The sequence below is a fragment of the [Scytonema hofmanni] UTEX 2349 genome (assembly GCF_000582685.1).
In the GTDB taxonomy this organism is placed as follows: Bacteria; Cyanobacteriota; Cyanobacteriia; order Cyanobacteriales; family Nostocaceae; genus Hassallia; species Hassallia hofmanni.
In genome coordinates, this window is the sequence record NZ_KK073768.1 from 1,411,814 (window position 1) to 1,425,143 (window position 13,330).

Annotated in this window: 11 protein-coding genes; 8 read left to right on the top strand and 3 right to left on the bottom strand. The window is 40.2% G+C overall.

Annotation, left to right across the window (positions count from 1 at the left end; translation table 11 throughout):
* Positions 1-26: 26 nt before the first annotated feature.
* Both TOL9009_RS0111465 and TOL9009_RS0111470 read left to right on the top strand, forming a co-directional pair.
* Positions 27-1,427, top strand: a complete 1,401-nt coding sequence (locus tag TOL9009_RS0111465) for an amidohydrolase (RefSeq protein ID WP_029632927.1) — start codon at positions 27-29, stop codon at positions 1,425-1,427.
* A gap of 194 nt (positions 1,428-1,621) precedes the next feature.
* Positions 1,622-2,830, top strand: coding sequence for a NupC/NupG family nucleoside CNT transporter (locus TOL9009_RS0111470; protein ID WP_029632928.1), 1,209 nt, complete (start codon positions 1,622-1,624; stop codon positions 2,828-2,830).
* Positions 2,831-2,917: 87 nt separating this feature from the next.
* Here TOL9009_RS0111470 and TOL9009_RS0111475 read toward each other — a convergent pair whose 3' ends face one another.
* The 3 genes from TOL9009_RS0111475 to TOL9009_RS0111480 form a co-directional block, all read right to left on the bottom strand.
* Positions 2,918-3,376 (bottom strand): hypothetical protein, encoded by a 459-nt coding sequence (locus TOL9009_RS0111475; protein WP_029632929.1) that lies wholly within the window; start codon positions 3,374-3,376, stop codon positions 2,918-2,920.
* Positions 3,377-3,526: 150 nt separating this feature from the next.
* The gene (locus tag TOL9009_RS49245) at positions 3,527-3,829 is read right to left on the bottom strand and encodes a hypothetical protein (protein WP_072022125.1); all 303 of its coding nucleotides are present in this window, start codon (positions 3,827-3,829) and stop codon (positions 3,527-3,529) included.
* A 129-nt stretch (positions 3,830-3,958) separates the two neighbouring features.
* The gene (locus TOL9009_RS0111480; protein ID WP_029632930.1) at positions 3,959-4,645 is read right to left on the bottom strand and encodes an acyltransferase; all 687 of its coding nucleotides are present in this window, start codon (positions 4,643-4,645) and stop codon (positions 3,959-3,961) included.
* A gap of 1,619 nt (positions 4,646-6,264) precedes the next feature.
* Between TOL9009_RS0111480 and TOL9009_RS0111485 the strand changes: the two genes are divergently transcribed.
* From TOL9009_RS0111485 to TOL9009_RS0111510, 6 genes are all read left to right on the top strand, one after another.
* Complete coding sequence (locus TOL9009_RS0111485; protein WP_029632931.1) at positions 6,265-7,383, top strand: septal ring lytic transglycosylase RlpA family protein; 1,119 nt, start codon at positions 6,265-6,267, stop codon at positions 7,381-7,383.
* Between the two features lie 203 nt (positions 7,384-7,586).
* Positions 7,587-9,191, top strand: a complete 1,605-nt coding sequence (locus TOL9009_RS0111490; protein WP_029632932.1) for a bifunctional pantoate--beta-alanine ligase/(d)CMP kinase — start codon at positions 7,587-7,589, stop codon at positions 9,189-9,191.
* A gap of 420 nt (positions 9,192-9,611) precedes the next feature.
* The gene (locus TOL9009_RS0111495; protein WP_029632933.1) at positions 9,612-10,208 is read left to right on the top strand and encodes a superoxide dismutase [Fe]; all 597 of its coding nucleotides are present in this window, start codon (positions 9,612-9,614) and stop codon (positions 10,206-10,208) included.
* Positions 10,209-10,423: 215 nt separating this feature from the next.
* A complete protein-coding gene (locus tag TOL9009_RS0111500) occupies positions 10,424-10,630 on the top strand; it encodes a hypothetical protein (protein ID WP_029632934.1) in 207 nt (68 codons plus the stop codon).
* Positions 10,631-10,757: 127 nt separating this feature from the next.
* A complete protein-coding gene (gene purM / locus TOL9009_RS0111505; protein WP_029632935.1) occupies positions 10,758-11,783 on the top strand; it encodes a phosphoribosylformylglycinamidine cyclo-ligase in 1,026 nt (341 codons plus the stop codon).
* 845 nt (positions 11,784-12,628) lie between these two features.
* Entirely contained in the window at positions 12,629-13,315 is a 687-nt protein-coding gene (locus TOL9009_RS0111510) for a PHP domain-containing protein (protein WP_029632936.1), read from the top strand.
* The last annotated feature ends 15 nt before the right edge of the window (positions 13,316-13,330 follow it).

Here is a 13,330-nt window from a genome sequence, read left to right on the forward strand (position 1 = left end):
AAATTACTTAATTAAGGTTAAATATTGTGGACTTGACAATAATAAATGTTTTAATTCCGGTTGAAAACGGTTACGATACCGTAGATGTGCAGGTTGTAGATAATGCGATCGCTGCAATCTCTCCTGGGATAGATGGAACAGCGATGGCAATTGATGGTAAAAATAAACTGCTACTACCCGGTTTCGTTAACGCCCACACCCACTCTTCGGAAATGTGGCAGCGGGGAATTATGTCAGTGTTTCCCCTAGAATTATGGTTGGCGGAACTTTACGACTTTGCACCGCTAGATATCGAGAAAGTGTACCTCAGCGCGTTGGGTACAGCTGTAGAAACTTTACTTTCGGGTGGTACAACTATAGTAGATCATCTGATACTAATTCCGGGGAAAGAGTTAGAAACCATTGCCACAGCGGTTCGTGCTTACAAAGAAGTAGGAATTCGCGCTTTTGTCGCACCGTTAATTCAAGATGAATCTTTGACTGCGGGGATACCATCTGGAGAATCAGAACAGACTCATGAGCCTTATTTTCGCTCAACCCAGGCAACATTGGAAATTATCTCTCAAGCGGTAAAGCAATTTCATCGCCCAGATGAGGGTATATATATTGTTACAGCACCCACAGGGATACAATTGTGTTCTGATGCTTTATTTACTGGCTGTATTGAATTAAGCGAAAAATACAATCTTTGCCGTCACTCGCACTTACTCGAAACCAAAGCGCAAGAAAAACTCGCTCAAGAAAAATACGGTTGCAGTGCTGTTGAACATCTGAAACGAATTGGATATTTAGGCGATCGCACTTCTTTGGCACATTGCGTACACTTAACTGAAGCTGACATCACCATCCTTGCAGAAACAAAATCTACAGTCGTTCACAACCCCTTAAGCAATTTGCGTTTAGGTAGTGGCATTGCTCCCATATTAAAATATCTTCAAGCTGGGGTAAACGTCACCTTTGGCTGTGATGGTTCATCTAGCAACGACTCCCAAGACTTACTCGAAACCATCAAAATGGGTTCAATACTGCACAACGTCACCGACTTTGATTATCAACACTGGATTACACCCCGTCAAGCTGTAGAAATGGCTTCTAATGGTGGTGCAAAAGGACTTAATATCGCAGATGAAATTGGTTCCCTTGCTGTTGGCAAAAAAGCCGATTTAGTAATGTATGACCTCACCAGTTTATCACTTTTGCCGCGTACCGATCCAATTGGTTTATTAGTTTTAGGTCGTCCTACCAACGTTGTAAATAGCGTCTGGGTAAATGGCAAGCAAATCGTCGCTGATGGTAAAGTAACAACTATTGATGTTGATAACTTGCGGCAAGAATTATTCAATCACAGTCAGTGGCAGACAACACGCAAATCGCAAACCGTCGCGCAAATAGAAACGCATTATCGCACAGTGATGGGTTTAAGTTAAATCATCTCATATCCGACAAATCACATATATTATTGTAGAGACGTTCCGCCGGAACGTCTTTACGACAATTGTAGAGACGTTCCGCTGGAACGTCTTTACGACGATTGGAATGTTTTTATTAATGTTAATTAAGCGTACATGATACGAGATAATTCTTAAGCTGCTTCAATATCTTAATTGCCTTGGGAGTATACATGGAACGAGCCATTTCCGCATTGGGTGTATTAGTTTTCATTGCCATATCCTACGCTTTATCTAACAACCGTCGCGCTATACGTTGGCAAACTATCGCTTGGGGGTTGGGGTTAGAATTTACATTTGCACTGTTGATTTTGAAAACTCCCGGTGGTTTAGCTGTGTTTAAATCTCTCGGCGATGTGGTAAGTAATTTTTTAGCATTCTCTGATGAAGGTGCAAAATTCGTCTTTGGAGAAAAATTTAAAGATCATTTATTTGCCTTTCAAGTGCTACCGACAATCATCTTTTTCTCTGCCTTCATCAGTGTATTATACCATTACGGAATTTTGCAGTGGGTGGTGAATGGGCTGGCGTGGGTGATGATGAAGACAATGAAAACATCAGGGGCTGAATCTTTATCGACTGCTGGTAATATCTTTTTGGGACCCACTGAATCACCGCTGATAGTTAAACCCTTTGTGGCAACAATGACACAATCAGAATTGTTCGCGGTAATGACAGGTGGTTTTGCCACAATTGCCGGTGGAGTACTAGGTGCTTATTTATCGTTTGGTATCCCACCAGAACACTTAATTGCCGCATTCTTTATGACTGCTCCCACTGCCCTTGTGGTAGCAAAACTGCTTTATCCAGAAACGGAAGTATCCGATACGGCGGGTAAAGTAAAGATGGATGTGAAAACCAATTACGTCAATGTCATTGATGCTGCCACTACCGGAGCGCTTGACGGTGTGAAATTAGCCGTTAATGTCGGGGTGATGATTATTGCCTTTTTAGGATTGTTAGCCGCTGTAAATGCCCTGCTGGGATGGTTGGGAGTGCTTGTTAATTTACCGCAGTTGTCATTAGAGTGGATATTGTCTTTTATTATGGCACCATTGGCGTGGTTGATGGGCGTGCCTTTAGCTGATTGCGGACAAGTAGGAGCGTTGTTAGGTAAAAAGACGATTTTGAATGAGTTTATTGCTTACGTAGATTTGGGGAAACTGATTAAAGAGGGCAAAATTTCCCAGCGAGGAGCAATTATTGCCACTTACGCGCTGTGTAATTTTGCGAATATCGGCTCAATCGGCATTACCATCGGTGGAATTACCGGGATGGCACCAAACCGCCAGCACGATTTAGCGCGTATGGGTGTAAGCTCAATGATTGGCGGATTGCTTGCAGGTTTTATCACCGCTTGTATTGCTGGGATATTGGTATAATTTGTTAGTTGTTAGTTGTTGGTTGTTAGTTGTTAGTTGTTAATTGATATTTCTTCACAACTAACCACCATCCACCAACAAATCCCATTATTCTTTATTGACGTAACCCACTTTCCAATTTTGTGGCTGTTTTAATTGATCTCCTTTACCTTGGATAATTAATTGAAGAGCAACCCGCGTGTTCAAAAATCCTTTGATCAGATAATATCCTGGTTTGGCATTTATGCTTTCAGCTAAGTTCGTGTCAACATATTTAAAGACTCCGCAATTAACTTCAGTTTTATCTATTGTCACTGTAAACAAAAAGTCATTGCGATATCCATTCGGAATCATAAATAGACCGTAAACATTATGCGGACCATTCCAAGGCTTTATTACAATTTTCTCTGGATGAGTGTAGTATTTTTCGCTTTTTGAGGAAAAAAACCCCCATTCACGGCAACTAGTGATTGGCGATCGCTCTGAGAATTCCGAGACGTAAGAAAAGCCTAAAATGCTTAATAAGCTAAGTGCAAATAAGATGTAAAGCAGTTGATTTTTTCGCACTTGTTCTACCCATGATTGTCTTTTTAAGTTTATAGCTTACAAAATTTTCCTGCGGCTAGAGTAATTTTAACTCTAAAAAATCTGTCTGGGGTTAATCCCAAAGTGGGAGTATATATCGAAATTTTGACATAGCTAGGACTTACGCACTTGTTACCAGAAAACAAGACTTAGATAGGTGCAACCGAAGCGTCGATAGGGACGGAAATATGCAGTCCGTGCGTAAGTCCTGATAGCAAAGAGCGATCGCTTATTATAAAATTCACAAAAAAATGTAGTAAAGGTTACTTCACTACAAACAAGCTGCATTTTCTTTCCTGGTTTTGTGTAAACATCAACTAATTGCATAACTTTCCGCTTTTTTAAGAAACCAGACATAAATGGTGTTTCCAAGGCTAAGTCAAACAAATAAGCAAATATTAACGATATTACCACACTCAAGAAGTACAATGTCACTGCTGTGTTTTTTTGCTAGTGATGTTATGAGAAATTTTGTCTCAGTTATCAAAATTCAGGTAAATAAAGAAATAATAGTTTTAATTAAAACTGCAATTTAATTAAAAAATCTTATTACCATCTTAATATTTAACATTGTGCAATTTTGATATTACGGCTTTTAATTACTCGTGCAGGAACACCTACAGCAACTGAAAAAGGAGGAATATTTTTGCTAACAACAGAACCGGCACCAATAACACTGCCTTTACCAATAGTGACTCCATCTAATACCTTCACTCCAGAACCTAACCAACAATCATCTTCAATTACAATTCCCTCGCGAGTTACACCTTGTAAGCTAATCAACTCCGTGGGATGTGAAAAGATATGATTATTAGCGAATATTCCGGTGTGTGCTGCAATCAAACAGTTTTTACCAATCTTAATATTGCCAGGACCAGCAATACAAACATAAGGACCGATGAAGGTAGATTCATCTATGTATATTGACGTATTTATTAACGCCTTTATATCAACACCATAGTTAAGTCCAACTCTATCTGCTAAATAAATTTTGTTGTTTTTGTCTCCACTGGCATCAAGATTAACACCTCGTAAAATCTGCACATTATTGCCTATTTTAATACAAGGAGTGTTGATGAATTCAACCCCGTATTGAATATAAACTGATTTACCTATTTCGCCAAAAATATTACTATAAAGCGAAGTTCGTAATTTGCTACCTATAAAATTTGTGGGTATACCTTTTAACAAATTAGTTAAAACAGTTTCTTGGATTTGTTTCCACTTTGAGATATAAGCTTGCTCGTTCATGATTTTTATCCAGATGAATAGTTGTCTTGATGTTTGCATTCTGTCCTGCGTTGTCAGTTACACTTTTTAATCTGTATTTTAGGAATGTATAGTGATTAAAAAGCACAGATACAAACCAAATGGTTTATCAAACTTTCAAAAACCATAAGGTATCTCTAAAATGCATTAAACGCAGGTGTTATTTAATTGTTAGATAAAGCTGCACAAGAGATGCTTTCTTAGATTTCAAGCAACTTTTGTGGTTAGTATTCAATATTTACATTTATTGGAAATTAGAGACACTGCTTTATATATTCGGAACTCATTAATAAGCGAATATCATCAATTTACCCATCAAAAACTTAACTACATAATTGCTAATCTCTACAAATTGCAGCTTGAATAGGTTTTTTGATATGCCTTATTTAAATATCAAAGCAGCGATTTCAACTAAATTACATCCGTTTAAGTGATACCAACACAAAAGTAAAATTTTCTTACTTCATCTGGATGTAATTATTGAATTTCTCCATAAATTTCCAACTAAATACATGCACATCTAGGGTGGAGTGTCACCAACTTCAGCCATTATATTGAAGTTGACCATCGGAGCGAATAAGTACACACTTCCCCGACTACTATAACGGCTTTGCTGTAGCCAGTTTTTAGAGTCTGTTGTTATAAACATGATGTGCAAGAGTAATTTACATATTAGTCCAGAGCGTCTTAGTAGGGACACAACGATCTTTATCTTATAGCTAAATATTAAATCGTTTTTAAACTAACTGTAAAGACTATTGAAAGTTTATGAATTTTTTATCAAGCTATGTTTTCATAACCGAGTATTTTCGTAAGTGTGTTGTTTGATTTCTAACTCCTGGGGTGATGTTTAATTTAACGACTTACTTATCTGTTTATCTAGTTCTTATCATTTTATTTAATTTAATTTTCATAACGGTACTTAAACCTTTATTTAAAAGTAACCTTAAAAACTATAACTTCATTACTACTAATAATTACTCCTAGCAGCTACTGTATAGGTGGCTTATTTGACAAATTATCAAGTACCGGTTAAGACTGTGTGGATGGCGATTTGTATATAATCAAACTATTTAAAAAAAATAATTAATCTCAATTTGTGCAAGTACTTATGTATTGTCTCTGAGATAAAAGGGAATTAATTGACTAACCTAATCAAATTTAGTTTTTATATTTAAAACTTTAAACTTAATACTATTGTTTTTTAAGTGTTTTTGTGCATTTAAATTTGTTTTAGAGAATACATATACAGCAATTAACTTGATGAACGATTGGAGACATTACCTAAACCAAATTTAGCCAGCAAATATTATTAAGTTTCCCTAAGAAAAAATTTTATTTTTGAAAGAACTATTAAACAGCCAAAATCCGCATTCGGGAAAGGTTTTGTGCTGAAAATTGAAATTTCAATTAGATAAATTTACCAAGAGTTACGATACAACCCCGATTCCCTAAAGAAAAAGTTCATGTTAATGTGTTGCAGTTATAAACAAAAAGTGAAAGCGGAATGAGTTTAAATTTTTGGGGCATTTTACATTAAGTTGTACAAAATCTCACGAAAGATAAAACCTCAGTTCTTAACACGCTTTAAAAACGGACACATGAATCAAAGACATTTGTGGACTATTGTCACCCTGTTTATGACTGTTTTGGGAATACCCTCAATCGGTCGCTCTCAAACAGTCAAGAAAACGGATATCGCTTCCCAAAAAACACCTTCAGCCGATGTCGTCAAGGTGGGAGAGTACCAATCCTCAGCAGGGAACCTTACCTCGGATGCCGTAATCACGGAAATTCATCCTCACATTCTTGGAGGTCGTCAGGCTGCAACGCTATTTATTCGCAAAATTCCTGTTCTCACCTTTGTGAGTTCTACACCAGTGAAGAGCGAAGAAAGCAAAGTAGATGTCAAAGTTGGTGTAACTGGTGGTGATACTCAAAGTACACAGTCAAACAATAGTGTTGCTGACAGTTTTGTAAAAGTAGCGAGTGTTGGAACTATAACAAACGTCAGTAACCAAACAAACATTGGCGATGATGACCCGGTTCAAAGAGCTGGTGTAGTAGCAGCGAGGATAAACCAGTTAAGCCGGGAAAATGTAGACGCCAGTCAAATAATCGTCAGTTGGAAAGCTATAAGCGAATCGACAACAAATCAGGCACAGAATAAAAGTGCCTCTGCTGACCAAGATAAGCGCGATCGCTATATCATCAAAGTCAATAACCAAGAATTGGTGGAAATTAACTCCCAAACGCGATCGCCAGACACAACCAATGATCTGGCACAAGACGCATTACAAACCACCAATCGCTTGCGGAGATTACTAGGCAACGCATCTCCCCTAAACCAGATTCTGAACTTACCGGCACGACTACCGGTATCGATACCAAAGTTGCCATCAGAAATTAACATTGGACCTGTGAAAGTCTCCTTTAAAGGAGTCGCTTCTTATTATGGCTATGATGGTTCCGGCAATCGCACCGCCAGCGGTCAGAGATTTAATCCAGAAGGACTAACCGCTGCCCATCGTCATTTACCCTTTGGGACAAAAGTCCGCGTCACCAACACGCGCAATGGTCGTTCTGTAGTAGTGCGAATTAACGATCGCGGTCCATTCATTCGCGGTCGAGTAATTGACCTTTCTGTTGCCGCTGCACGCATTTTAGGAATGATGGGCAGTGGTGTTGCACCAGTGCGAATTGAAGTCTTAGGAAGGTAGAGACTAGGGACTAGGGACTGGGGATTAGGGACTGGGGGAAAAGAAGAATTATTCTCCTTGTCTCCTTGTCTCCTTGTCCCCTTGTCCCCTTGTCCCCTTGTCCCCTTGTCCCCTTTCCCCATTTCCCCTAGTTCACTCGTTTTTCCCCGAATTCAGATATAAACTTAACGGGGGAGAGGGTTAAGAAGAACTAGGGGTATTTTGTGCGCCTGCTGACAACAGTTGCAGCTTTACGCTGTTATTTAGCTAAACGTCGTTCGGAAAATCAGCTTTGCCAAAAAGAGGAACTGCTATCAAATGAAGCGTCTAGCTGGTATCAGACGCCAGTTGGTCTGGTTCCGACAATGGGAGCTTTGCATCAAGGTCATTTAAGCTTAATTTCGCGAGCACGGCGAGAAAACGCCACGGTAATCGTTAGTATATTCGTTAATCCTCTGCAATTTGGTCCCAATGAGGATTTTCAACGCTATCCTCGTACTTTAGAGGCAGATGGGCAATTTTGTGAACAAGCTGGTGTGGATGCGATTTTTGCGCCTTCTCCGGAAGAATTAGGAATCCCCCAGAAGAATATACAAGATTCAATTGTTACACAAGTTACCCCTCCATCTGCTATGATATCAGGCTTGTGTGGTAGTTCTCGGCTAGGTCACTTTCAGGGTGTGGCTACGATTGTTACCAAGCTTTTTAACTTGGTACAGCCCGATCGAGCCTATTTCGGTCAAAAGGATGGTCAGCAACTGGCAATTATTAGAAAGCTAGTGGCTGATTTGAATTTGCCCACAGAAATTGTTGCTTGTCCAACGATGCGGGAAGCCTCGGGGCTTGCCTTAAGTTCCCGCAATCAATATTTGACTGCAACGCAAAAGCAGCAGGCAGCGGTATTATATCGCGGCTTACGGCAAGCTGAAGCAGCATTTAAAGCGGGCGTTCGTAACACCAACACTCTTATCGCGAAGGTGGAGCAAGAACTAGCAATGGTAACAACTGTTTTAGTCGAATATATTGAATTGGTTGAACCGACTACGTTGATGTCTTTAGAGGAAGTTAAGGAGGAAGGAATGCTTGCGATCGCCGCTCGTCTTGGTTCTACACGCTTGATTGACAATACCATCCTGCGCGATCGCTCTCCCGTCATCGCCATTGATGGACCGGCTGGTGCTGGCAAATCAACGGTGGCTCGTCAAGTGGCAGCCAGCTTGGGTCTAGTATATTTAGATACTGGGGCAATGTACCGAGCTTTCACTTGGCTAGTGTTGCAAGAGGAAATTGCTTTGGATGATGAGTGTGCGATCGCTGAATTAGCTAATCTGTGTGTCATTGAACTGACCCCAGGCGAAAATTTACAATCTCCTGTACGAGTCTGGATTAATCATACTGATGTGACTCAGCTAATTCGCACGCCTAGAGTAACATCAAAAGTATCCGCTATATCCGCACAGAGCGCTGTACGTCAAGCACTAGTTAAACAACAGCAAAACTGGGGTAAAAAAGGTGGTTTAGTTGCTGAAGGACGGGATATCGGTACTCACGTTTTTCCCGATGCTGAAGTCAAAATCTTCTTAACCGCTTCTGTTAGCGAACGCGCACGTCGTCGTCAGCAAGACTTTAAAAAACAAGGTCAACCCGAAGTCAGTTTAGATCAGCTGGAAAAAGAAATCGCCGAACGCGACTGGAAAGATAGCACCCGCAAAGTTTCCCCCTTGCGGAAAGCAGCAGATGCAATTGAAATGCAAACCGATGGTCTCTCAATTTCAGAAGTCACTGCAAAAATTGTTGACTTCTATGAGCAAACGTTATCTCAATTGTAATTAAACTATAGCCATTTATTGTATCTAGTAAAGACGTTCCGCCGGAACGTCTCTACAATATCTGTCATTTCCAGGACATTATATAAAATAAAAAATTATTTATTCAATCTTGTCTATTATTTGTGACTGATTTTATTAACAATAAATACTCATTTTATATCATTATTTTTGATTAAAAAATATATTTATCACCACATAAACCCTATCGTCTCTTACTTATTGTATATTCATTTAGATAGATTTGCTCTCAATTGTCGTAAAACCACTTTGTCTGAATCGAGCCTTTGGTAGTAAAATAACAATGTTAAGTTTTATTTAACAGTGTTCAGCACCTTCAACTGCTCAACACAAAACCTATAGTTTCCAAAGCTGTAACAGTAGCTTTAAACTAGAAAACGGTAAAGAGAGGATTTCACACTCATGGCATTTACACAAGCCCCCCTACCCTTCGATTTTAACGCTTTAGAGCCGTATGGCATGAAAGCGGAGACTTTTGAGTATCACTATGGCAAGCATCATAAAGCTTATGTAGACAACCTTAACAAGCTCGTTGAAGGTAAAGACCTCGCTGATAAGTCTCTAGAAGAAGTGATCCAAATTTCTTTTAAAGACCCCTCTTTAACAGGAGTTTTCAACAACGCGGCTCAAGTTTGGAATCATACTTTCTTTTGGAATTCTTTAAAACCAGCAGGTGGTGGTACACCAAGCGGTGATTTAGCTGCTAAAATCAACAAAGATTTTGGTAGCTTTGATAAATTCAAAGAAGAATTTTCTAACGCTGCTGCAACACAGTTTGGCAGTGGATGGGCTTGGTTGATTGACGATCATGGTACGCTAAAGGTGACGAAAACACCCAATGCAGAGAACCCTCTAGCGCATGGTCAGAAGGCACTCCTAACTCTAGACGTTTGGGAACATGCTTACTACATTGACTTCCGCAATGCTCGTCCTGCCTTTATCAAGAACTTTTTAGATCAGTTGGTAAACTGGGATTTTGTTGCAGAGAATTTAGGCTAGGTTTAATTATCTGCTTTTTTTGTCGCCACCTAACGCAGAAATCATTACTTTATTTATCTAGTTTACAAACAGTCCCGATTTGGTTTTGTGGCTGTTTTTAAGGCTCAGATACCCGACTTCGAGCGAGAAGTCGGGTATTTTGTTTTTCACCGATTTCTCAACTGATTGCTACATAACTTGTATCTTAAAAGGTAGGGCAATAAAAATCAAAATTTATGAATAGCAAAGAATTAGCGCAATACATCGAAGTCACAAATAGCATCACTAAACCTTGGCTGTTGGTGCAACTGCGACTAAAAAAGCTCCAAGAACGTCAAGTCACGCTTTCAGAAAATGACTACGCGAGTGAATTAGCAGACATACACGAAGATTTGATGAATTTGGGGGAATGGTGGCGTGGTCTTGAAAATGAGGTATTTTGAGGAGTCAAAAGTCAAAAGTCAAAAGTTGGGAGTTGGGAGTTGGGAGTGAAAAACTCACCAATGATGCACTTTTGACTTTATACTCATCTACTGTGGACTATTGACCATTGACTATTGACTAAGTGTTATGGATTATCGGGATGCAGGAGTTGATGTAGAGGCTGGTCGAGCTTTTGTAGATCAAATTCGCAATTTGGTCGAGAGCACCTTTCGACCGGAAGTAATTGGGGGATTGGGTGGCTTTGGTGGCTGTTTTCAACTACCAGGGGGTTTCAAGGAACCAGTTTTGGTTTCTGGGACGGATGGTGTGGGTACAAAGCTGAAAATCGCTTCTGCTGTTAATCGCCATGATACTGTTGGGATTGATTTAGTGGCGATGTGCGTTAATGATGTGCTGACATCTGGTGCCGAACCGCTGTTTTTTTTAGATTATGTCGCTACAGGTAAGTTAGAAAAAGAGCAGTTGACTCAGGTGGTTGCGGGTATAGCTTCTGGGTGTAAGCTGGCTGGTTGTGCTTTGCTGGGGGGAGAAACCGCCGAAATGCCAGGTTTTTACTCTTTGGGTGAGTATGACTTGGCTGGGTTTTGTGTGGGAATTGTGGAAAAAAGCCGGATGCTGGATGGTTCTCAGGTGCAAGTGGGAGATGTAGCGATCGCACTCCCTAGCAGTGGTGTTCACAGTAATGGCTTTAGTTTGGTAAGAAAGATTATCACTGAAGGCAATTTTTCTTGGAGCGATCGCCCCGAATTACTTAACGGTCAATCTTTAGGCGAAACTTTTCTTACACCTACCCGCATTTACGTGAAACCAGTTCTTGCCGCGCTTCAAGCCGGATTAGAAATTCACGGTATGGCACACATTACTGGTGGTGGTTTGCCAGAAAATCTGCCGCGATGCTTGGGCAAAAATCAAGCGCTTAAACTTAACCCAGGTAGTTGGACTATTCCCGGTGTATTTCAATGGCTAGCTGATGCTGGTTCAGTTAGTCCCGAAGCGATGTATAACACTTTCAATATGGGGATTGGATTTGTGTTGCTAGTTCCCCCAAATCAGGTTGATGTGACGATTAATTACTTTCAATCACAGGATATTCCTGCGAATGCGATCGCGCAGGTAATTGCTGGTTCAGGGGAATTATTAGAATTACCATAGTGACATACTCCCACAAGTAAAGCAAGCATACAGTGTGGGCTTCTCAGCGACTCCCGGTATCCCGTCGGACATTAACTGAGCTTTGTTTAGACTGCACTCCTATGCCCCTCCCCACAGTTGAACAATACAAAAAATGTTCAATCCTTTGTACTGCCAGAGTTTTACCTACCCACAGTGGCGACGCAGAAGTGCCTGTTATTGGGTAGAACCCCATACTCTGAGTTGTCTTCGCGTAGCGTCTCCCTTTGGGAGAAGGTTCCGTAAAGAACGATGACCAGCATTTACGGCTTTGCCATCTAGTATCATTGTAAGCTAAAGTATAGGATTTTCTGTCTATATACTGATTACAAGAAAGGCAGAAGTTCGAGGGCAGAAGGCACTTATGTTAGGAGTATCAATTAAAACTTACTTTGTGGGTTTAAAGCCCAGTTGAAACAAATAATTATACTCAAGATGGCTTGCACGGACGGTATAAAACGTCCTTGTTTCAATCCCACTATGAGTAAGGGTGGGTTGCCTTCTGCCTTCTGCCTCCTGCCTTCTGCCTTCTGAATTTTTTCTTAGTTATAGAGCTTGTCTCTATCCGGAAGTACCATTTAACCGTGATATTTCTGGCGATTTGTACGGTTAGAAATTGCTACAATTGTGATATTTATCATAACTGTCATCGAAAATACTCATGACCGTCAGCCTTTTAATTTGCTAACGTAGTCTTAACATATTGAAAAAATTTGCTGATGAAGCTGAAAAAATAGCGGCTCCAACACTGATTTACAGTGGTGGTATTTGTCATCTGTAAATCTATCTTGTTGGAGTGTTAGATTATATATTTTTCAGAGGGGGTTATGGTTGTAAATTTTGCCCGGACTTCTACTTCCAGAGAACTTTTAAAAGAAGTATTCCAGAACATCGACGCACAAAGTTGTCCGAAGTGTTTTAACTTTCACATGCACACTGTCCATTCTGATGGCAGATTGCAGCCGGTTGCATTGATGGAACAGGCGATCGCTATTGGTTTACAAGGATTTGCCATCACAGACCATCATAGTATTAAGGGCTATCAAGCAGCACAATCTTGGTTTGAAGATTGGAAGTGGAAAAACCCAGGTGCAAATACTCCTTACCTGTGGACTGGTGTTGAAATTCATGCCAACCTTTTAAATGTGGAAGTTCACATTTTGGGTTATGCTTTTGAACCAGAACATCCAAGTATAAAATGCTATCTGCAAAGTAAGATTGCTACTGACGAAGATTATCAGATAGCTAATGTGATTGGGGCAATTCACAATGCAGGGGGATTAGCGGTACTGGCTCATCCAGCTCGTTACAAGCGATCGCATTTTGAGTTGATTCCCGCAGCTGCGGAGGCTGGTATTGATGGTGTGGAAACGTTTTACGCCTACAATAATCCTAATCCTTGGCGAGCAAGTGTCTTAGAATCAAAACAGGTACAACAATTAGCCAATGAATTTAATCTTTACAGCACTTGTGGTACTGATACTCACGGTTTAAGTCTGCTGCAACGATTATGAAAAAGGGCTAAGTAG